This is a genomic window from Nitrososphaerota archaeon (genome assembly GCA_011605775.1).
Taxonomy (GTDB): Archaea; Thermoproteota; Nitrososphaeria; order Nitrososphaerales; family JAAOZN01; genus JAAOZN01.
In genome coordinates this window covers 1-21,143 of record JAAOZN010000101.1, presented here as the reverse complement: position 1 = coordinate 21,143, position 21,143 = coordinate 1, and the positions used below count along the sequence as shown (strand labels likewise).

At 46.8% G+C, this 21,143-nt stretch carries 20 protein-coding genes, 2 tRNA genes and 1 pseudogene; 9 read left to right on the top strand and 14 right to left on the bottom strand.

The window, feature by feature from the left end; genetic code table 11:
* Positions 1-28: 28 nt before the first annotated feature.
* Positions 29-409, top strand: coding sequence for a hypothetical protein (locus HA494_09330; protein ID NHV97964.1), 381 nt, complete (start codon positions 29-31; stop codon positions 407-409).
* 39 nt (positions 410-448) lie between these two features.
* Positions 449-574, top strand: a tRNA-Ser gene (locus HA494_09325).
* A gap of 339 nt (positions 575-913) precedes the next feature.
* On the opposite strand, the gene glgB is transcribed toward HA494_09325, so the two are convergent.
* Positions 914-2,821 carry a 1,4-alpha-glucan branching protein GlgB gene (gene glgB / locus HA494_09320; protein ID NHV97963.1) on the bottom strand — a complete coding sequence of 636 codons (1,908 nt, stop codon included), beginning with the start codon at positions 2,819-2,821 and terminating at the stop codon, positions 914-916.
* Positions 2,822-3,302: 481 nt separating this feature from the next.
* On the opposite strand from glgB, the gene aspS reads away from it, so the two are divergent.
* Genes aspS through gatB form a run of 4 tightly spaced genes read left to right on the top strand, consistent with a single transcriptional unit; the run spans position 3,303 to position 7,826 of the window.
* Positions 3,303-4,619: an aspartate--tRNA(Asn) ligase gene (aspS, locus tag HA494_09315; protein NHV97962.1), complete on the top strand. Its 1,317-nt coding sequence runs from the start codon at positions 3,303-3,305 to the stop codon at positions 4,617-4,619.
* A 10-nt stretch (positions 4,620-4,629) separates the two neighbouring features.
* Positions 4,630-4,920 carry an Asp-tRNA(Asn)/Glu-tRNA(Gln) amidotransferase subunit GatC gene (gene gatC / locus HA494_09310; protein NHV97961.1) on the top strand — a complete coding sequence of 97 codons (291 nt, stop codon included), beginning with the start codon at positions 4,630-4,632 and terminating at the stop codon, positions 4,918-4,920.
* A gap of 51 nt (positions 4,921-4,971) precedes the next feature.
* Positions 4,972-6,360 carry an Asp-tRNA(Asn)/Glu-tRNA(Gln) amidotransferase subunit GatA gene (gene gatA / locus HA494_09305; GenBank protein NHV97960.1) on the top strand — a complete coding sequence of 463 codons (1,389 nt, stop codon included), beginning with the start codon at positions 4,972-4,974 and terminating at the stop codon, positions 6,358-6,360.
* A 5-nt stretch (positions 6,361-6,365) separates the two neighbouring features.
* The gene (gatB, locus tag HA494_09300; protein ID NHV97959.1) at positions 6,366-7,826 is read left to right on the top strand and encodes an Asp-tRNA(Asn)/Glu-tRNA(Gln) amidotransferase subunit GatB; all 1,461 of its coding nucleotides are present in this window, start codon (positions 6,366-6,368) and stop codon (positions 7,824-7,826) included.
* Here gatB and HA494_09295 read toward each other — a convergent pair.
* Positions 7,795-8,025 (bottom strand): hypothetical protein, encoded by a 231-nt coding sequence (locus HA494_09295; GenBank protein NHV97958.1) that lies wholly within the window; start codon positions 8,023-8,025, stop codon positions 7,795-7,797. The genes gatB and HA494_09295 overlap by 32 nt on opposite strands.
* Before the next feature lie 90 nt (positions 8,026-8,115).
* Between HA494_09295 and HA494_09290 the strand changes: the two genes are divergently transcribed.
* Positions 8,116-8,604, top strand: coding sequence for a hypothetical protein (locus HA494_09290; GenBank protein NHV97957.1), 489 nt, complete (start codon positions 8,116-8,118; stop codon positions 8,602-8,604).
* Here HA494_09290 and HA494_09285 read toward each other — a convergent pair.
* Entirely contained in the window at positions 8,584-9,072 is a 489-nt protein-coding gene (locus HA494_09285; GenBank protein NHV97956.1) for an N-acetyltransferase, read from the bottom strand. The two genes, HA494_09290 and HA494_09285, sit on opposite strands and share 21 nt — an antisense overlap.
* Before the next feature lie 18 nt (positions 9,073-9,090).
* On the bottom strand, positions 9,091-9,357 hold the full coding sequence (locus HA494_09280) for a Trm112 family protein (protein ID NHV97955.1): 267 nt from the start codon (positions 9,355-9,357) through the stop codon (positions 9,091-9,093).
* 137 nt (positions 9,358-9,494) lie between these two features.
* On the opposite strand from HA494_09280, the pseudogene HA494_09275 reads away from it, so the two are divergent.
* Positions 9,495-10,126 (top strand): annotated as a pseudogene (locus tag HA494_09275) (type II restriction endonuclease subunit R).
* Positions 10,127-10,130: 4 nt separating this feature from the next.
* Here the strand turns inward: HA494_09275 and HA494_09270 are convergent.
* From HA494_09270 to HA494_09260, 3 genes are all read right to left on the bottom strand, one after another.
* A complete protein-coding gene (locus HA494_09270; protein NHV97954.1) occupies positions 10,131-11,309 on the bottom strand; it encodes a site-specific DNA-methyltransferase in 1,179 nt (392 codons plus the stop codon).
* Between the two features lie 126 nt (positions 11,310-11,435).
* A complete protein-coding gene (locus HA494_09265; GenBank protein ID NHV97953.1) occupies positions 11,436-12,368 on the bottom strand; it encodes a Gfo/Idh/MocA family oxidoreductase in 933 nt (310 codons plus the stop codon).
* Position 12,369: 1 nt separating this feature from the next.
* Positions 12,370-13,575, bottom strand: a complete 1,206-nt coding sequence (locus HA494_09260) for a hypothetical protein (protein NHV97952.1) — start codon at positions 13,573-13,575, stop codon at positions 12,370-12,372.
* 103 nt (positions 13,576-13,678) lie between these two features.
* Between HA494_09260 and HA494_09255 the strand changes: the two genes are divergently transcribed.
* On the top strand, positions 13,679-14,746 hold the full coding sequence (locus tag HA494_09255; protein ID NHV97951.1) for a DUF354 domain-containing protein: 1,068 nt from the start codon (positions 13,679-13,681) through the stop codon (positions 14,744-14,746).
* Positions 14,747-15,391: 645 nt separating this feature from the next.
* Here HA494_09255 and HA494_09250 read toward each other — a convergent pair.
* The 7 genes from HA494_09250 to HA494_09220 form a co-directional block, all read right to left on the bottom strand.
* Entirely contained in the window at positions 15,392-17,596 is a 2,205-nt protein-coding gene (locus HA494_09250; protein NHV97950.1) for a putative sulfate exporter family transporter, read from the bottom strand.
* Entirely contained in the window at positions 17,589-18,059 is a 471-nt protein-coding gene (locus HA494_09245) for a hypothetical protein (protein ID NHV97949.1), read from the bottom strand. Before HA494_09245 ends, HA494_09250 begins: the two co-directional genes overlap by 8 nt.
* 140 nt (positions 18,060-18,199) lie before the next feature.
* The gene (locus tag HA494_09240; GenBank protein NHV97948.1) at positions 18,200-18,394 is read right to left on the bottom strand and encodes a hypothetical protein; all 195 of its coding nucleotides are present in this window, start codon (positions 18,392-18,394) and stop codon (positions 18,200-18,202) included.
* A gap of 362 nt (positions 18,395-18,756) precedes the next feature.
* Positions 18,757-19,224, bottom strand: coding sequence for a DUF488 family protein (locus HA494_09235; GenBank protein ID NHV97947.1), 468 nt, complete (start codon positions 19,222-19,224; stop codon positions 18,757-18,759).
* 100 nt (positions 19,225-19,324) lie between these two features.
* Positions 19,325-19,400: transfer RNA gene (locus tag HA494_09230), tRNA-Arg, on the bottom strand.
* Between the two features lie 15 nt (positions 19,401-19,415).
* Entirely contained in the window at positions 19,416-20,462 is a 1,047-nt protein-coding gene (mtnA, locus tag HA494_09225) for an S-methyl-5-thioribose-1-phosphate isomerase (GenBank protein NHV97946.1), read from the bottom strand.
* 113 nt (positions 20,463-20,575) lie between these two features.
* A complete protein-coding gene (locus HA494_09220; protein ID NHV97945.1) occupies positions 20,576-20,935 on the bottom strand; it encodes a hypothetical protein in 360 nt (119 codons plus the stop codon).
* Between the last annotated feature and the right edge of the window lie 208 nt (positions 20,936-21,143).

The following is a 21,143-nucleotide window of genomic DNA, read 5'->3' as shown; positions in this document are numbered from 1 at the left end:
GGTCAAAGCAATAGAAGGTGGATGTAATTTGCTACTGCCCTCAGAAGTAGAAGCGAAGACGATCATACCAGCCCTACGCTCTCTAATAGCTAAGAAGCTGGTCAACACCTACCATCTACCCCAGCAGAAGGTGGCTGAGTTGCTTGGCATAACGCAGGCTGCGGTAAGCAACTACATAAGGGATGTTAGGGGAGTAGGCGCTTCGCTTGAGGGATCGGAAGAAGCGCAGAAGCTGGCTGATGAAATAGTCAAAGCTATACTACAAGGGGTAGACCAAGTAACCCTAATGAAGAAGTTCAACGATGCCGTCACAACCATAAAAGCCAAACGCCTTATGTGCGACCTACACCAAAAGCTAGAACCAGACTTAGACGCGGAGAAATGCCACATCTGCGAACCAACAGCGTAAACCTCAAACCACTTATATTATCTTGCATATTAAGCCTACGCCGGGGTGGCAGAGCGGAAACCAAGCCGAAGATGCGTCGGCCTCGAGATCAAATCACCAAAAATGGGCTAGATAGCCGATGGCCCTCGACGGGCCTCGTGGGTTCAAATCCCACCCCCGGCGCCAATCAGTAGCAAAAGCTAATGGGCGATCATTTTACTAGGCGTTCAGACAAGTTTAGACAGCTTTCAGCAACTGATTCTTTTCAGCAACAGTATGGTTAGGGTCGTATTCGTTTAAGTATGCAAAGATTACATCGTTTTCTAAAAGTGGCACTCTTCTTCCAGCCTCTTCCCTTCTTCGCCTCGTTTTCAGCGACGCGCTCTGCTTCTCTCCTCATATCTTCGAAAGGCTTTTTAACGCTAAATGCGCCGTGTAATGTTTGGAATGGGTCGGATGGTAACGGGATTATCTTAAGATGATCGCCTGCCTTTATGATCTTAAGTGTAGAGGAATGAGTTAGTCTTAAAGGGTGTTTTTGAGGTAGATGCAGGCGAGTGGTGGGAGTGTTAGTGTGAGGGAGTATCTTCGACCGTGGTAGGCTTCTTCTCCAGCTTCTACGCCGCCGAAGTTCCCCCAGCCGCTTCCACCATACTCTTTGGCATCGGTGTTGAGTATTTCTTTCCAGAAGCCTCCTCTAGGTGCACCGACCTTATACCGCTCTCTCGGGACTGGTGTGAAGTTAGAAACTACCAATATTATGGTTTTGGATTGTGGGTCTTTTCTGATGAAGGTTATTACGCTCTGCTCCCAGTCGCTGAAGTCTATCCACTCAAACCCCTGTGGATCAAAGTCTAGCTTGTGTAGAGCTGGTTCGCTTCGATAGACTCTGTTAAGGTCCTTGACGAGCCTCTGAACCCCCTGGTGCTCAAAGTAGTTGAGGAGGTGCCAATCTAGGCTTCGATCGTGGTTCCACTCAGACCACTGAGCGAATTCGCCGCCCATAAACAGCAGCTTCTTCCCTGGGTGCGCATACATGTAGGCGTAGAGGAGCCTTAGGTTTGCGAACTTCTGCCAAGGGTCTCCGGGCATCTTAGCGAGGAGGGAGCCCTTACCGTAGACCACTTCATCGTGCGAGAGGGGAAGGATGAAGTTTTCTGAGAAGGCGTACCAGATGCTGAACGTTATCTGATTGTGGTGGTATTTACGGTATATGGGGTCTTTAGAGAAGTAGAGGAGCGTGTCGTGCATCCAACCCATATTCCACTTTAACCCAAACCCCAAACCCCCAACATAGGTTGGTTTGGTTACCATAGGCCAAGCGGTTGACTCCTCGGCTATCGTCTGCGTGTGTGGGTAGTGCCTGTAGACTGCTTCATTCAGCTCCTTTATGAATGAGATCGCCTCAAGATTCTCCTTGCCACCGTAGATATTAGGCATCCACTCACCTTCTTTGCGCGAGTAGTCTAAGTAGAGCATGGAGGCTACCGCATCAATCCTTAGCCCATCTGCGTGGTATTTATCGAGCCAGAAGAGCGCGCTGCTTATGAGGAATGATCTGACTTCATTCTTCCCGTAGTCGAAGATGTAGCTGTTCCAATCTGGGTGATAGCGTTTCCTCCAATCCTCATACTCATAGAGGTGTGTGCCGTCAAAGTAGACCAGCCCGTGTTCATCGGTTGGAAAGTGTGATGGAACCCAATCTAATATTACACCTATCCCCTCTTTGTGAAGTCTGTCAACCAGATACATGAAGTCCTGCGGCTGCCCATATCTGCTGGTAGGAGCGAAGTAGCCTGTTATCTGATAACCCCAGCTACCGTAAAAAGGGTGCTCCATTACAGGAAGCAGCTCCACGTGTGTAAAGCCCATCTCCTTTACATATGCGCACAGCTGCTCCGCTACCTCACGGTAAGTCAGCCATCTACCCCACTCGCCTCTTCTCCACGAACCTAGATGAACTTCGTATATGGATATGGGTGAGGCTAGAGAGTTACGCTCCCACCTACTATTCATCCATTCTTCATCACTCCACTTGTAATCTAGGTCCCAGACGATGGATGCCGTCTTTGGCGGTGTTTCAAAGAGGAAGGCGTAGGGGTCTGCTTTATCTACACTATACCCGCTTCTCGATATTATCCGATACTTATATAATTCGCCTACACCCACCTTGGGTATGAAGCCCTCCCAGATGCCCGAATCATCTTGCCGCTTGTAGAGTTTATGCTCAGGTTGCCAAGAGTTGAAGCCGCCTATAACGTAGACTTCGCTTGCGTTAGGTGCGTAGACCGCAAAGTATACGCCCCTCTCTCCACCCAGACTAACTAAATGGGAGCCTAGCTTCTCGTAGAGCCTATAATGCCTACCTTGTTTGAATAGGTAGATGTCGTAGTCACTCAGCAGCGTATGCTCAACAACCTCCAAACCGCTCAGGTATCAAGGATATATCTGCCTAGAAATAAATGTCTAGATTATAGGCCTACTCCGTAAAGCACCTACTACATTTACTCATCTTTCGCCTTCTTGGAATTGAAGGACTATCACGTTTTCACTCCCACATCTCAAGCAGAACGGCTTTGGGTAAGGGTAGCACTTTTCAGGAGGCAAGCAGCAGACACCTTGGCTGCGGCAGTCATTGCAGTAGATTTTAAAGACAAGTATCAGTGGCGCGGTTACAGGGCAATTCTGCGCAACCTTGCATAGTGTACATAGACCCGTTCGCATGCCTCGCTCACCCTAGGATCTGGTATAGTTATGATGTCGGCGTTATATAAGCTTCTTCACAGCAACCGCTAGAAGGGGAAAGGCTTAAAGTGATATGGGTGTGTGGGTAAATGAGTAGATTAGATTTAGGTTGAGTAAGTTGAAATCAGAAAGCAAGCAAGCTGCGGCGAAGCAGAAGAAGAGCCAAGAGATCAGGCTTGATGAGTTGGGAGATTGGAGGAGGACCCACTACTCGAGCAACTTGGCACCTCAGTTAGATGGACAAGAGTGTGTTCTCTTCGGTTGGATAGCCGCCGTGAGGCATCAAGGAAATATAACCTTCATCGTAATCAAAGATAAAGATGGTTTGATACAGATAACTGCGAAGAAAGACGAGGTTGGCGAAGAGCTTTACAAAAAGGTTCAGGCACTCACACCACACACATCCATAGGTGTGAAGGGTGTTTTGAAGGCTATAGCTAAGGCACCTAACGGTGTTGAGGTAAGACCTAAGGAGATCAAGGTGCTTGGCTTCGCGTCTGTAAACTCGCCTATCCCCCTTTATGGTCGTAGGCTCCCAAGTTTGGATAAGAGGCTTGAGATACGTGCTGTAGATCTAAGGCGCCCAGCCGCGCAAGCAGTCTTTAAGATTAGGCAGGAAGCGTTGAAAGCGATTAGAGGGCATCTTCTCAAAAACGGTTATCATGAAGTCCACACGCCTAAGATAATATCTTCGGCGACAGAAGGCGGGGCAGCCCTATTTCCTCTACTCTATTACGATAAGGAAGCCTTCCTAACCCAAAGCCCGCAGCTTTACAAGGAGCAGTTGGTGATGGCGTTTGAGAAGGTCTTTGAGATAGGTCCAGCATTTAGAGCTGAGCAGTCCAGAACTCTTGAACATCTGAGCGAATTCATTTCGGTCGATGTGGAAGAGGCGTATGTAGACTATAGGGATGCGATGGATAGGCTTGAGGCCATGATAAGAGAAGTGGTTGAGGCGGTCAAGATTAGGTGTGCAAAAGAACTCGCTACGTTACAGTATGAACCTAACCTACCTGAGACATTCAAAAAGTTTACCTACGATGAGGTCTTAGAGATCTTGGCTGAACACGGGCATAAAGTTGAGTGGGGCGAGGATCTGAGCTCAACCGCCCTAGCTAAGTTGGCTGAGGCGAACCCCTCATACTACTTCATAATAGATTGGCCTACGCAGAGCAAACCCTTCTACATATCTCAGAAGAAGGAGTACCCGAAGTTAAGTGAGTCCTTTGACCTCATCTTCGGCTCACTTGAAGTAGCTTCAGGCGGCACTAGAGTGAGTAGTAGAAGGGTTTTGGAGAAGAGGCTTAAGGAGAAAGGGCTTAACCCAAAAAGCTTCGCTTACCATCTTAAAATCTTCGACTATGGTATGCCTCCTCATGCTGGCTTCGGCTTAGGTTTTGAGCGCTTCCTCATGACCCTAACAGGGCAGAAAAACATTAGGGATGTTACCTACTTCCCCCGTGATCAGCGCCACCTAACACCCTAGTGTGATCTACTTGCCCCGTAGTAAGATTGGTGTAAGCACGGTTAAGCACCTCGCTTGGCTTACGCGCATCGATCTAACAGATAAAGAGGCGAGAGAAATTTCTAAGCAGCTTAGCAGAATATTAGAATACTTTAGCAAGATCGATGAAGTTGACACAAGCGGAGTGGAACCGCTTTATCACCCGCTTGAGATGCAGAGAGTTGCTAGAAGCGATGAACCAGCACCCTTCTTAGCAGACGAGATACTGAAGATTGCGCCTAGCAGAAAGGGGCGATACATTAAGGCGCCTAGGATAGTTTAGGTGTCCGCGTTGGCTAAGATCGACCTTAAGAACGCCCGGAGAATTGTTGAGATGGTTAGGTCTGGTGAGGTCTCTGCTGTTGAGGTCGTAGAAGCGAGTCTCAGTAGAATTAGGGAATTGGACGATAAGATTAACGCTTTCATAACACTTTGCTTGAAGCAAGCGTTAGCGGATGCTGAGAAGCTCGATTTGAGGCTCAAAAGAGGCGAGGGAGCGGGACCTTTATGTGGTGTACCTGTTGCAGTTAAAGACGTTATCTCAACAGCAGGTATTGAAACCACGTGCGGCTCTAAGATGCTTAGAGGCTACATACCGCCTTATGATGCTACTGTGGTGGTTAAGTTGAAGGAGGCTGGTGCTATAATTGTTGGTAAGACGAATACAGATGAGTTCGCTATGGGTAGCACAACCGAGTTCAGCGCCTTCGGACCTACTAAAAACCCCTGCGACTTAAGCAGAGTTGCTGGCGGCTCTTCTGGAGGAAGCGGCGCTGCTGTGGCTGCGGGTATGGTTCCTCTAGCGTTAGGCAGCGATACAGGAGGGTCGGTTAGATGCCCCGCAGCGTTTTGTGGTGTGGTCGGGCTTAAGCCAACATATGGTGCTGTAAGTAGATACGGTTTGATCTCTTATGCAAACAGCTTGGAGCAAATAGGACCTATCGCCTCCAACCTGGATGACTGCGCCCTATTCTATAGATGCATATCTGGTTGGGATCCGATGGATTCAACATCGTATAGGGATAGACCGAAGGAGATCGCTCCCCTTAAGGAGGGCGCTAAGATAGCTGTGCCGAAAGAATTCTTCGGAGAGGGTATTGAAGAAGCCGTTAGAAGGCGAGTGTGGAGTGGTCTGGATGTGCTTATGGATAATGGCTTTATCGTAGAGGAGGTTTCAATAAAGAGTTTGAATTACGCTTTACCAGCCTACTACATCGTAGCGATGGCTGAGGCCAGCTCGAACCTAGCCCGCTTCGACGGCATAAGATATGGTCTACACCTCAAATCAGGCTTCAGAGATTGGAACACCTACTTCTCAAAATGTAGGGCTAGGGGGTTTGGACCAGAGGTTAAGCGGAGGATTATGCTCGGCACCTACATACTGTCAGCAGGCTACTATGGTGTCTACTACCTTAAAGCGCAGAAGATTAGGAGCATCCTTAAATCCGAGTTTCAGCAGATCTTCAGCAGATACGATCTGATAGCAGGGCCTACTATGCCGACGACGCCATTTAAGATAGGTGAGAGAGTGGAGGATCCGCTTCTGATGTATCTGATAGATGTAAACACCGTCCCACCAAACTTAACAGGGCACCCAGCGATCTCTGTACCTGTGCACGGGGAAGGTGAGCTACCAGTGGGGCTGCAGCTGATAGCACCATACTTCTGCGAAGAAAGACTCTTCCAAGCTGCGAAAATCGTTGAGGATGGTTTGAGGCGATAGGTGTGCTGAAGGAGCAAGAGGAGTTAGATGTGAAGATAGGCTTAGAGGTACACTGCCACCTCACAAACCTAAAGACTAAACTATTCTGCAGATGCTCAGCAGACTACTACAACAAAGAGCCCAACACAAACATATGTCCAGTCTGCATGGGTCTACCAGGCAGCCTACCTGTGCTGAATGAAGAAGCGGTTAAGCAAGCATTAGCCATAGCGATAGCTTTAGGCGCCAAGATCTCGGAGAAGATGATATTTTATAGGAAGAACTACTTCTACCCCGATCTGCCGAAGAACTTTCAGATATCGCAGTATGACAAGGCTGGTGGACAACCTCTAGCAGTAGGTGGGCAGATCCGCTTACAGGATAAGGTCGTCAGAATAAGGCGTATACAACTAGAGGAGGATCCGGCTAAGATCGTTTACGAAGGGTCTATATCAACCTCACCATACGCATTAATTGACTACAACCGCTCAGGGGTTGCTTTGGTTGAGATAGTGACCGAGCCAGACTTAACAACCCCGAGGCAAGCTAGGCTCTTCCTACAGAAGCTTAGATCTATCCTTGAGCATCTGGGTGTCTGCGACTGTAACTTGGAGGGAGCGTTGAGGTGTGATGCGAACATATCGGTTAGGGGGGGCTATAGGGTTGAGGTTAAAAACATAGGCTCATTTAAGGATGTTGAAAAGGCGCTCAGCTTTGAAATAACGAGGCAGAAGATGCTCGGTGCAAAGAAGGGTATGGAGACTAGGCACTGGGATGATGTTAGAGGTGTGACCGTCTCGCTGAGGGTTAAAGAGGAGGAGATGGACTACCGATACTTCCCAGAAGCAGACCTACCACCGTATATCATAACTAAAGAACTTATAGAGGAAGTGCGTGCATCTTTACCAGAGCTGCCAGATGCGAGAAGAGAGAGGCTGATAAAACAGTACAACCTACCGCTTCAAACCGCTGATATACTAACCTCTCACAAAGCCCTAGCAGACTTCTTCGAATCCAGCGTTAAAGAGTATCCCAAAAGCCCACTGAAGATGGCTAACTGGATCATAAGCGACATCCTAGGCTACCTTAACCGAAACGATCTAGACCCCTCGTCACTCAAGCTAAAGCCCAAAGACTTCGCAGCGGTAGTAAAAGCGGTTGAAGAAGGGGTAATAAATGAGCAGACAGGAAAGACGCTTATCTTAAAGGCAGCAGCAACGGGCGAAAGCATCGAGGAGAAGCTCTTCTCAGCTGTATCAAAGATAAAGGACGAAGCTGTGATAGCAGGCTTCGTGGATAAGGTGTTTAAGGAGAATGAAAAGGCAGTTAAGGACGCTCTAACCAACGAGAGAGCTGTAAACTACCTTATAGGCCTTGTTATGAAAGCGAGTGGAGGTAAGGCAGACCCGCATATAACAAGATCCATAATAGTATCGAGGTTAAAAGGAGAGGCTGCTAAGCCCTCCTACTTAAAAGAAACAGGATAATCGATATTATAGAGAGGATGATTAAGAGAGGCGAGGTTGCGAAGTAGAATCCATCGTGCCTATACACCCAAAGAATTATGGGCGGAATCTTCTCCAAAGAGGGCAACAACTTAACTAAAAAAGGTATAGTAATAAGGATCAACCCTAGGATCAGAAGCATCAAGCCAAGCATCTGTAGAGCTTGATAGACCTCACTCAACCCAAGCTGTTCAACAGATTAGCAGCAAATTAACTTTACCTTCACTGTAGAGAATAACCCATATATCAGCTACCAGCACAGTAGGTTGTGTTGAGCGAAGAAATCAAGAGCGCTAGGCAAGCTAAGCTGGAGATACTAAAACTGTACGAAGAGGACCCAGAAGGCTGGCACATCTTCTTAGGTAGAGATAAGAAGGGGTATTATAATACGAGCGTTGTGCATAGGAGCGACTTTTGGCTCATAAAAGAGGAAGTAATCAACCCCTATGAAGCCGTAGGTTACGCGCTTAAAACCACCCTACAAAAAGACCCTGAGCTGGCTGATGAGATATCCTTTGGTTTAAGGCCGCTTCAGGGTCGAGTGGAGGAGGTAGATGCCGTGCTGAGGGCGATGCTTGAGCAGAAACCACTCCCTCCCTCTAAAATAACATCGCCATATGTAGCCGAGGGACCTTACATAATTTCAACAAGGTTAGCCAGCTTAGCGCCTAGCCAAAGCGAGCTTGAGCGAAGGTTAAGCGCTGAATTAGATCGCTTGGTTGAGAAGAGATATAGTTATCTAAGGCGCATCTACGGCTAAACCCTTAACCCATCTGAGCCTCTTCTCTTCATACACCTTTCTACTATAGACAGGCTTTGCAGGAACACCGTATACTACTGTATCAGGAGGCACATCTCTAGTTACCACAGCCCCCATGCCTACCACGCTATTCCTACCTACCTTCACACCAGCCTTTATTACAGCTCCAGCACACAGCACAGCATTATCTTCGACCACAACACCCACTAGCCTCTCACTCATAGGGTAGGGGTCGTTCGTTAGGGTAACCCTAGGCCCTATGAAGACACCTTCACCTATTATTGAAAGAGGGGGTATATAGACCAAACCCTCGATCTTCGTGTTAGAACCAATTTTAACATTGTAGTCTATGTGCGTAAGCGAACCTATCTTAACATTATCACCTATCTCAGTATTATCGCCTATATAGACGAAGTGCCATATGCGCACATTCTTACCTAACTTAACATTCTGCCCAATGTAGTTAATTACCCCAGCCAAGGAAACCTAACCCTTCTCCAGATGAAAAGGCTTGGCTTCGTAGAGCACCTCTTTAGGCAGCGCCTCCATCCACTTCTTTAAGAAAGACAGATCCTCCTCACTGTTTCTGAGCTCATCTGGCAGCATAACCGGAATCTCATCCACTATGGGGTAGAATCTCTTGCACTTGCTGCATAAGAGAACCCCTTCCTTTATGACATCCCCTTCTGAGACAAGCTCGATCAGATCGAGCGGGTAGTGCTTATCTATCGGGCAAGCCAAGATATCGAGCAGTTTCCTCTTTAAGACCCATCACCCAACCATCCATTCTATCTACGCCTTTTTAAGAATTCGTTTTGGAAGCTCAGGACTAATTGTTACCAACTAAGATAAAGGTATTTAACTGACAGACAGTAATAGGCTTAGTTCACATGCGCAATAAGAGTCGGCTTGTTGAAATATTTGAGGATAAGAAACTTGTGAAGAAAATCAAAAGAAAACTACCCTACCTATTTCAAATAGCGGAATTAGAGGCTTCCAGAGCTGGCAAAATAGGAATGGAAGTTGGTTCATTACGTGAAAAGATACTTACTGCATTACTTATCTATAAATTTGGTAGAGAGAACGTCCAAACTGAAATTCCGATCACAGAGCCAGAGGTCGACGTAATTCTATTTGGGCAACCTATTTCAATTAAATCTATTACAGGAAGTGGTGGAGTAAAGGTTGTGTGGACTGTCGATGCCCAGAAAGTTCATGAATTCCTTGAGTCTTACTCACCTAAATACGATATTCTCCTCGTTCAAATCAACTGGGGTAAGATAGGCGGATTATTTTACATTCCCGCAAAGGTCCAACAAAAGGTTTTCATACTATAGGGAGAGAAAATTATCTGAAATTGCCAAAGGCTGGAACCAATCCTAGAGGAGTAGAAATTAGTAAAGAAGCGCTATTAAAGATCTTAAGTGATAAAGGCACAAAATCTGTTAAATTATTTTGGCAACGCGCTAAGGTAGAATATGATCCGTACCGGAGATGGATAGATTATTGGCGCGAAGAATAAGTGTTTACAAACTGACAATTATGCTTCCGTCTTTGGCTTTACTGAGATATAGAAGCTTACCTTCCTCCAGCCCCAAATAATCCTTAAGTATTGGAGACCACAGACGAATCTGTGCATCTATCCTTGCATTAAACACTTTATCTTTCACTCTTATCTTGACAGTACCACTAACTAACCCTAGTTCTTCTTTAAGACCAGCAGGAAGTGTGATGAAGGACTTCTTAGCTTCGGTTTTCGTGATCTTCTTGCTAAATACACGTTCAGGAACTGTATGTGTAGCTGAATCGGCCATAAAGGTGGAGAGTTTAGTTTGCTTTAGATACTCATTTACCCTTTTCCTAGCTTTTTCTACATATTCTGGATTTATGTCAAAGCCAATAAAGTGTCTACCCGCTTTTAACGCCGCAACGCACGTACTTCCTACACCACAAAACGGATCCAATACAACTTCGTCCTTGAACGTATATAACTGAATACATCTGTATGGCAGCTCTACAGGAAAAGGTGCTGGATGCCCCACCCTTTCTGCAGATTCTGGAGGAAATTCCCAAACGCTCTTGGTGTATTCCAAAAACTCTTCTTTTGTTATAGTACTCTCTTTTCCCTCGCCACTCCTTGAGAACTTCCCTTTAGAGAAAATCAAAATATACTCATGTGTGTCTCTCAAAGTGGGGTTTGAAGGTGAGCACCAACTACCCCAAGCGGTAGACGTACCAGCACCCGCTCCTTTATTCCATATGACCTCTCCTCTCATAAGGAAGCCTACATCGAGCATCGCGTCTATAATGAACTTATGATACGGGATGTATGGCTTCCTACCTACATTAGCTATGTTTATGCAAGCCCTACCGCCCGTTACTAGCACACGATAAGTTTCAGAGAAAACATCTTTAAGAAGACCTAAGTAAGCCTTCAAATCTAGGTCTTCATCGTACTCTTTACCAACGTTATATGGAGGGGATGTAACCATAAGGTGGATACTTGAAGCTGGTATTTCTTCCATCTTCCTGCTATCCTTACATAAGATTTTATCAAGAATTTGAGGAGGTATTGGGTTCTCAACCTCAATAATATCTTCATCCACCTTCAGGTTCGCATAAAGCTTCCTACTATAAAAAGGTGTAGAGTCATGAGCTTCCCTTCTCGATACCCCAAATTTACTTGTTACAGTGCCACTTATCACTTTCCCTACACCCCCATTCCTGCAATCCTTTTAGTTCTGTCAACCAGCTAGCAGCTTCCTTTATCACTATACCACTATTCTAACAGTCGAAATATATGGTTTATTACCGCGGTTGACACTTATTTCTTACAGTTCAAGGTAGATTGGTATGCCGTGTTTGCTTGAGATTAGGGCTGCTTCGGCTATCTTCGTGTTGTTTATGGCGTCGCGTGCTGTGACTATTGGCTTCTGCTTCCCTATTATGCATTCTATGAAGTGCTGCATCTCCAAGAGGAGAGGTTCACGCCACTCTCTTCTAGGTATGGTTGTGCCTTTATCATCATCTATTTGAACCTCTTGGGTTATGAAGTCTATGGTTACTATGCCCCCTGTGCAGACGGTGATGAGGCGCCTAACCCTCTTCGGGGTCACCCAGTTGGAGGCTATGAACGCCGTCTTCTTTTCGTCGAAGCCGAGTATTATGGCGGCAAAATCCTCATGCGGGCTGATTATATGCCCGGTTCTAGCGTAGACGGATTTGGGCTCAAGGTTAAAGATCCATCTAGCGGTATCGATGTCGTGTACAGCAGTATCCAAGATGATCCCCACATCCCTAACATTACCTAACCACTTACTCTCTCTATGGAACTCGAGGAGCAGAGGCTCACCTAACCGACCTGAAACAATAATCTCCTTTAGGGCTGTGACAGCAGGGTTAAACCTCTCGATGTAGCCTGAGGTTAGGATCACACCCTGCTTCTCCGCAACCTCAAGAAGCTCTTCGCCTTCCTTGGATGATAGGGTGAGCGGCTTCTCCACAAATGTATGCAGACCAGAGTAGATGGTTTTTTTGGCTATTTCGTAGTGGGTGATTGTTGGTGTGCATATAACAGCAGCATCAAGTCTTTCGCGCTGCAGCATCTCATCGACAGAAGAATATCCTTTGACACGATACTTCTCCTCATACCGTTTGACCTTTTCAAGATCTATATCGCAGAACGCGGCTAAACAACCTAATTCATTTAAGACCCTTAGGTGATTCTTACCCCAGCCGCCTACACCTATGACACCTACCTTCACGCTACACATATTCGCCACCTAGCCTAGATGTCTTTGTGCTCAGAGTTTCGCAGACCAAGTTGGCTTTGATAAAGATGTATTCTCCAATCGGATGCTCTTTGGTTAGCCTCCCCCAGAGGGCTTCGTGGTCGGTCTGTGAACCCGAAATAATCAGTTTAATCCTAGGCTCGGCTAATATCTCCTTGATCTTAAACTCGGAGCTGCTTTCATCCCAAGGTGCTGATGAGGTGGTTGAAACGTCGCTAACATAATCTCTTAGCCTCTCCAGCAGAGTCTGATGAACCCCTAACCTATCTCCCCTCATCTCATACCTATCAACCGACCAGTTTAATATCACCTTCGTCTTACTAGCCTTTAACTCTAGGTTCTTCATCAACTCCTTTACCTCATCCAAGACCCTCTTGGTAAACCCCTCGACGATCTTCAAGATGTTGGAGGCTAGGTGCATTAAAGGCTCTTTAGATGGTAGGGATGACGCTATCAGTCTCAGATCGAGCATCTGAGATGAGAGCGTGTCAATAAACACGTCCCGCCCACCAAGAAGCCTACCGAGCTTCACACGCTCAGCACCCTCAAGCAACCCACATACTTCTATCTGAGGAACAAGTGTAGAGTAGGTGGAGAGGATCTTTGAGGCATGCAAAGCCTCAGCAGACCCGCATCCCAAGGTGACAGGCTTAAAGCCTAGCTTAGAGAAGAGGTTGAATAGATTCTTCTTCGGTTTGGACAAAAACCCTAAGCAGTAGGGTTCGATTGTGCGGGGTTTCAGCGGAGCGTAAACATACTCAAAACCCTCTCTACTGGTGAGCCCACTGATCTTCTCAAGAAGCGTAACGATGGCTTCGAAGCCGCCTAACCCAGAGGGTAGGTGGTAGATCAACGTTGCGCCTTTCATCATATTCTTCGCTACTTCACGTAGCCTAGAGTTTACTTCGCTTTCAGCTTCTTCAGGGTGGCGCCTAACCTTGGGTGCAAAGAAGATGTATTCAGCCTCACTTAAAGCCGCTTCAACCGGCTTTATGGAGAGTAGCTGATCTCTCCCCATTAGGTCTGGTAGGGCGCGTATGGCTTTTGCTACCGCTGGTGTGATCTCTGTCGCTATCTGCATCTCTTCATCAACCATCGATACTGAAAAACCTTGGGATGCGAGCGTGGAAGCGATGTGGTAGCCTTCTGTGGAGAAGCCGTAGACGACTACACCAACCACTACTCGGCGCCCCCACTCAGATTAGCAACTTCACTCATAATAATATCTTTTGCACGCGGAAGTGGGATAAGGTTAATTATGGAAAGAGCGTGCCTATGGTGGTGTGAAGATCTGGATAGACATACTCACACCTAAGCAAGCCCTATTCTTCGCACCCCTAGCACACGAACTAAGTAAAAGAGGTCATAAGGTGATTCTGACAAGTAGAGAGTATCCAGAAGCTGAAGCGGTTCTACGAATGCTCGATCTAGACGCTGAAGCGGTTGGGCGACACGGCGGTGAAACGTTAGCTGGTAAGCTAGAGGCAAGTGCTGAAAGGGTGCTAAAGCTGGCTAGATACGTTGAGGCGGCTGCTCCTAATGTAGCGATCTGTTTCGCTTCCCCAGAGTGTGCGAGGGTAGCATTCGGGTTAAATATACCGCTCTTCTGCGTAAATGACTCGCCGCACTCTGAGAAGGTTGCTAAGCTTACAACACCGCTGGCAACGATGCTCTTCACCCCTTGGGTTATCCCGCCATCTATCTGGGTGGGCTACGGCATACCAAGAGATAGAGTTGTGGTTTATCGAGCATTAGATCCAGCGGCTTGGCTTAAACGCAACATCCAGCCTAAAGGCGAACCTAAGTTAACTCAGTTAGATCGCTCCAAGAAGAGTGTTGCGATACGCTTGGAGGAGTCCCAAGCTTACTATGTAAACCCAGACAACCTAAGGTGGACCACAAGCGTAATAGATAGTATTCTTAGTGAAGCCATCGAAGCAAATCTACTCATCTTAGGGAGAAACCAGATGCAAAGAGAAGCGCTTAAGAGGAGGTACGGGGCTAAGTTGATTGTTTTAGAGGAGCCTTACTTCGGACCAACACTCCTAAAGAATGTTGATGTATTCGTAGGCATGGGCGGCACCATGACAGTAGAAGCCGCCCTAATGGGTGTGCCAACGATCTCAGCCCAACGTATAGGCAGACTATACACAGAAGAGTATCTTGTGGAGCAAGGACTCATACTGAAGCCTGGAAGCCCAGAAGCCGTAGCCAAGACCGCCAGAGAAATGCTCAGAGACACAAAGCTCAGAGCACAACTAGAAGCCAAAGCGAAAAAGATACTCAGCAGAATGGAGGACCCAGTAGAGAAGATAGCATCAACCGTAGAAGCAGAATTCAGCAAGCGATGATGTTACGATAAGGTTTTAGTGTTTGGCGCTTTCTTTGGTTGTCATATGTCTGCTTATCGTAACATCATCTCAGCAAGTCAAAGTAACCGTTATAAGCAGTCGAAACAAACACCAGCATAGCCCGGGAAGCCCGGTGGAGCCAAGAAGGCGCCGACTGTAGCGGTCAAGCAAAGGCAAAAAGCCTCTTGAATACCGGCCTTTGGAGCCGGTGACGGCAGTTCGAATCTGCCCCGGGCTACTTTCAATGCCATGCGAAAGAAAGCAGTAAAGGATATGAGATGTTTAAAATGATGAGATCTCTAAGTCCTAGATATAGAGTTGTTAGGACTCTTAGGCAGAGGTTGGATCAAGCTAGTCTGCAAGACGAGTTTTAAAAGCTGGTTCTCTTCGCTCACAAAGTTCGGCTTTATGCGCAGATGTACAGCGTTTTCAAGTCTTCAGCTTCTGCTACGCTTAGCAGCTCTCTGTCTGTAACCAGTGTTAGGCTGTTTGGGTGGCGTCTGCTGCATAGATGTGGTGTTTAACACTAGTGTTATGGAGGTTCGAAGAACAGGTGGCTTCGCTAACGAGTATGAGCCTATGGGAGCGCTGAGCGAACGGTACAAGGACTTGTTTTTGAAACCTCTCTGGATAGATTGTAGTGGGTTAATACGGCGAGGGTAGGAGTATGCCTCCGAAGACTAGGTGTGCTATGATTAGTGTTAAGGCTATGTTGAAGAGCTGAGCTACGCTGAATGCTACGAACGGCCTCCCCCTTCCGACCTTGATAAGCTCTAAGAAGTTCGTGTTAAGCCCTATGGATACGAAGGCCATAGCGAACCACCAAGATCTTAAACTACTTGTGATACTCAGCGTCGCATCTACCTGCTTCACACCTAGCGTAGGGGTGAGAAGCAGGGAGAATATCAGTGAAGAAGCTATGAAGCCTAGGATGAACTTCGGGAACCTGTACCATATCTCAAGTAGACTCGGTCTCACTTCCCCGGCTGCTCTCTCAACTTTGGTGGCGAAGTATAAGGCTAATGCGAAGGCCCACACACCTATCAGCACGTTCTGCGACATCTTGACGATCGAAGCCACTTCCATCGCCTGTTTACTATACAGAGCACCAGCAGCCACAACAGCGGGAGTGGTGTCTATCGTGCCACCTAGCCAAGCTCCTGCAACAGCGTCGTTAAGCCCTATCGCCTTAGCAGCCGCTGGCATAAAGATGAGCATAGGTATCGCTAGCAGTAGTATGAGGGATATGGTGTAGCTCACCTGCTTCGGGTCTCCCTTCACAGCGCCACCAGCAGCGATGGCAGCAGACACACCGCATATGGATACGCTGGCGAACTGCCTATCGATCTTAAAGACTCTAGTAGATATGAAGTAGCAGAAGTAGAAGACTAAGGTGACGACGATCAACGCCTGAAGCATACCGTACACCCCAGCTGCAAGAATCCTTTGGAAGAGTATCTCAGCACCCAATAGCACAAGACCGATCTTTATGAATAGCTCGGTTTTAGCCGCTGCTTGAAGCCACGATGGTACACCTACCGTGTTACTTACTAGTAGACCGAGAAGCAGCGCCCATAGAGCGAACTCAAGCCCGTAATCTTTGCCGATGGTTCGCTGAGCCGCTAATAAGAATGATAAGAATGATAGGAAGAATATGATGGGGAAACCGGCCATGAACCGCTTTACCCTACCCTCCATAGCCGCCACACCCAGCGCTGCCAAAGCTAGGAGCCCAAGCAAGACCACAACAAAGTACTCCGAACCTCTGGGGAATGCAGCGGTTATATCGGTAGCCCAAGTCTGAATCTTCGGTATCCACTTGATGACGCCAGCTGCAGCAGCAGATAAGGTGATGAAGCCTAGCCAGACCGCCAACCAATCCTCCTTCCTCCATAGGCTAGACCAATCGACAACACATCTAGCCTTCTCTACTTTATCCTTCATTTGTCCGCCCACCTCTCTGTAGATAACCGCTAGCGCTAGCATAATATGCGCTTTATACACCTCATCTAGCGCTCTCCCCGTCTTTGCAAGAAGGTCTTTGCCGAATCTTCTTATTCTGACAGCGAGGTTATTGTATGGGCAGGCTTTAATGCACTCCATACAAAGCCCGCAGAAGTTGTTCCTCTCTAAGCCTCCTGGGTATATGAGCCAGGGGCATCCGAAGCTTGTGTCTGAGCCTCTTATGCACTCCTTCGTTACGTGATGATCGCATAGTGTTCTATCCTTCGGTCTCAACTCAAAGGATGCGAACATGGAATAGAGCCCCAGAAAGCCGCCTACTGGGCATATGTATCGGCAGAAAGCCCTCTTTGCGAAGGGTAGTGCAAGCACCGTTCCTAAAACAAACAATGTAAGTAGAAGTATGCTTGTAACGACAGGTCGAGTTGTTAAGAGGAGGATAAATGTTGCTACGAATAGGAAGATGAAGTTTACAGGCCAGAGGTTCTTTACAGGTGCAGGCCAAGGTTTATTCAAACCTAGAAATTTGAAGCCACCTTGTTTCTTTATGAAGCCCCGCCTCTGCAACCAATCACCGAAAGCTGGTAGTGGGCAGATCATACACCATAGTCTTGAGAATAGAGGTGTTAGGATAGTCATGAGGGCGAACCACCAAACTATCCATACGAGTATAACAGCGAAATTCGCGTTCCCAACAGGCGTTCCTACAAACCCAGCTATAACGACGATGATGAAGATGAAGAGGTTAGGGATAATTACAGCCCATTGGAAGGCGCGATGTTTAAACAGTCTTCGGAAAAATTCGATATCAGTTAAATCAAACTCATTCCGATGTAGGATTAGCGATGTTAAAAGGTTCTTTAGTGACCAAGACCTGACGTTACCCAACCCGAGCCCTCCTCCTACTAAATATGATGAAGCTTAATACGCCAGCTAAAATAACAATGGTTGTTGAACCGAGGAAAACTGGGTTGATGCCCCCCTCCTCAACAACGAATTCTCCAACCATAAATGGGTGAAGAGGTCCGCAGGTGACGCTGCACCTAATTTTAAACTTCCCAACCTTATCCGCAACTATGTGTATGATCTTCTCTTCGCCGTAGGAGACTGTTTCGTTTACTCCAAGCTCTGGGATGTAGAAGCCGTGTGTCACGTCAGCAGATGTTAGCCTTATAGTAACGTGGTCGCCTTTATTGACTACGATTCTACCAGGTTCATACGCAAATTGTCTAGCTGTCACATTAAAGTATCTTTCTTCGGGGTCAGCAGATGCAGAGCTAAGATAATAACCAAAGTATGCAAAAGATACAACTAACACACATAGTATGACGAAAACCTTGGTTGATCGCAAGCTTGTGTACACCACCGCTATAAATTTAATAGCTAATATATTGGGTATAAATTCAGTAGCTAATATATTAGGTATCAGCCACAAAGTATTCATGGAAGACAGAAGAAGGCGAGTTCATGATGTGACGGCGCAGCCGATCCTTACACTTTCCAGTATACAATAATTAAAAGCGCTAGGATGATGGCGAGTACTCCTATGAGAAAACCGCTTATCACATGTATCTGCAAGATCTGCGCACGCCTTTCTGCGAATTCCTCGGCAAGCTCCTCATGACCATGCTCAAGATGCTCGTGCCACGATTCGTGTAGACTGCTGGATATAGATGACGTGTACATCTGAATAGAGAACAGGATTAATATTAAGATAGTTAATCCAAGTGAAACCCCTTTGACATTCATCTCGAAATGAGATCGATGGGTATGTATTTAGCTATTCCTATAATTCTTTTAGTGGATTAAATGTCTGCTGGGTTGTTTGTTTGAGAAGTGACGAGAAAGCTAGCAGAACAGAAGTATAAGAATCATATACTTTGCATTTAGATCGAAGATTCTTCGCCCCGCAGAAACTGACTGCATAACTGTGTTATGAGGATACACCATCGGGTGGGTAATAAGGAAACTACTGGAACGTATAAATCAATCGCGATTGCCAAATAAAAGGTTCACTTTAGAGAGTAAGCTTGATAGATCAAAAGAAATCATTTGTCTGATGATGTTAAGAAATTGAGCAAGGCGACTGCATTATTGTGCTTCTCATCCTTAGCTGAATAGAGAAGCGTAATTATGCCTCTTTCCCTCTCACTAGCCTTTATCTGCTCTATCAAGTACTTCTTGTCCCGCAACTCTTCAAAATACCTTCTTTGAAATTCCGCCCATCTATCGGGGTCGTGTGAAAACCAGCGTCTCAGACCATCACTAGGAGCCGCCTCACGTAGCCAGAGATCTATCTTCGCCTTCTTCCTAGACAGACCTCTTGGCCAGAGCCTATCCACGAGAGAGCGAAAACCGTCACTCTCCTCAACAAAGGTGTAGACCCGCTTAATCTTTATCACACTGATTGAGAAGATTTTGTTGGAACATAGTATCCGAAAACCAGAACTGAGAACAATCTTTTTCCCGGAAGGCGATTTGATATCTGTTAGTGAGCAGTAGCTGTCTACGCCCATTAAATGCGGATTTTGTAAAAGGTGATCAGATAAGATACCTTTCGTGGTATAAGTTATCCTAAGGCTACACGTTATGCAAAGTATTCGGAACCTAATTTAGCGGGCCCGGTGGGATTCGAACCCACGTTCTCCGGCTCCGAAGGCCGGCGCCTTGATCCAAGCTGGGCCACGGGCCCCCTTTCTCTTCTCGGTTAGGTCTTTGCTAAGGTGTGTTTTATGGTTCTTTCGTAGGGAGGCCTTATGATGCCTTTTTCTGTGACTATTGCTGTGATGTATTGGGGGGGTGTTAGGTCGAAGACCGGGTTGTAGACCCTCACCCCTTTAGGCGCTATTCTCAGCCCCTTGATCTTGACGATTTCATTTGGGCTCCTCTCCTCTATCACCACGTCTGAGGCTCTACTCTTTAGGTCGAAGCTGGAGGTTGGCGCTGCAGCGTAGAAGGGTATGTTGTGCTCTGAGGCTAAGACGGCTATCTGATAGGTGCCTATTTTATTGAATACGTGCCCGTCTTGGGTGATTCGATCAGCGCCTACCACTACCTTATCCACGAGCTTCCTCTTCATAACGAACCCCACGGCCGTGTCGGCTATCAGCAGCACATCTATACCATCGCTATGCAGCTCATACGCCGTTAAGCGAGCGCCTTGTAGTGCCGGTCTGGTTTCAGGCACTATAACCTTTATACACTTACCCTTCTCACACGCAGCCCTTATGATGCCTAAAGCGGTGCCGTAGCCTACAGTAGCCAACGCACCAGCATTGCACTGCGTTAAAACAGTATCTCCATCTCTCAGAAGTGTTGAGCCGTATTCGCCTATCTTTCTGCAAGCCTCAATATCCTCCTCAGCTATCCTTTCAGCCTCTTTGATGACGGCTTCAACAGCTTCTTCAACGTTCTCTGCCTGTTTAGCGCTGGCAAGCACCCTATCAACCGCCCAAGCTGGGTTTGCTGCCGTGGGTCTTGCCGCCTTAGCCATTCTCCCAGCTTCCTCCAATTCTTTGAGCAAATCTTGCAAATTCTTGGCTTTGGTGTAGTAGGCTGCCAAGGCTACTGCATAGGCTGCTGCAGCTCCTATGGCTGGTGCACCCCTGATCTGCATACTTTTGATCGCTTCTACAACCTCCTTGGGCTTTGTGCAAGTTATGTAAGTGAGTTTATTCGGAAGCTTCGTCTGATCTATTAAAATGACTTTACCGTCTTCCCATCTCACAGTTCTTGTAGTGTAGAAGCTTGGCAACTTACACCACTACTCTTCTAGAAGAGGTTAATTAAAGATATATCTATTCAGATCGCCAGAGAGAGCTGGGGATTTTTACCCACAGAGACATAAGTTTTATCTGCTGGAAAAGTTTAGAGGACTGCGGGACCATAAGGTCTTGAGTATTCGAGTTTCCCAGTAGCTGGTTCCACTCTGAGACCGAGCCCTTCTAACGCCGTAGCGCCAAGCAGCGGCTCAGGCGAGTCCATGATCGCTACCGGAAGAATGCCGTCTCTATCCATCAGTTTTATGTAAGCTACTGTAATCCCAGCTTCGGCGCTTCTATTATCAGCTAACTTCAGTTCATCCTTTTCCACGGCTTCGATTCCAAGCTTCTTAGCTAAGGTAGGAGGAATAGTCGTGTAAAAGGCACCAGTATCGACTAAAAATGTTACCTCCTCTACTTCTCCTCTTCTCCTACCTAATAGTCCTTTAACTCTGACAAAGCCCATTAGTTGTATTTGTTGGCTCAGCTTTATATAAGATTAGCGTGGGAATATGCGGTGCTGTAAAACAAAGTGTTCGCTACATCTCTTTACAAGTAACCAAAGAGTATTTTAAGCCTATTTGCTTTGAAACTGCTAGGAACGGCTAGGTAGATGTGTGGATGTCTGAAGAGTCTGAGAAAGAGTTTTCTGCTAAGCTAACAGAGAAGGGTGT

What these genes read in the sequence shown, in the direction of transcription:
- HA494_09220 (NHV97945.1), bottom strand. Translation starts at nt 20,935, where the DNA reads ATGGGCTTTGTCAGAGTTAAAGGACTATTAGGTAGGAGAAGAGGAGAA.
- HA494_09235 (NHV97947.1), bottom strand. Translation starts at nt 19,224, where the DNA reads ATGGGCGTAGACAGCTACTGCTCACTAACAGATATCAAATCGCCTTCC.
- gatA (NHV97960.1), top strand. Translation starts at nt 4,972, where the DNA reads ATGGTTAGGTCTGGTGAGGTCTCTGCTGTTGAGGTCGTAGAAGCGAGT.
- HA494_09240 (NHV97948.1), bottom strand. Translation starts at nt 18,394, where the DNA reads ATGTACACGTCATCTATATCCAGCAGTCTACACGAATCGTGGCACGAG.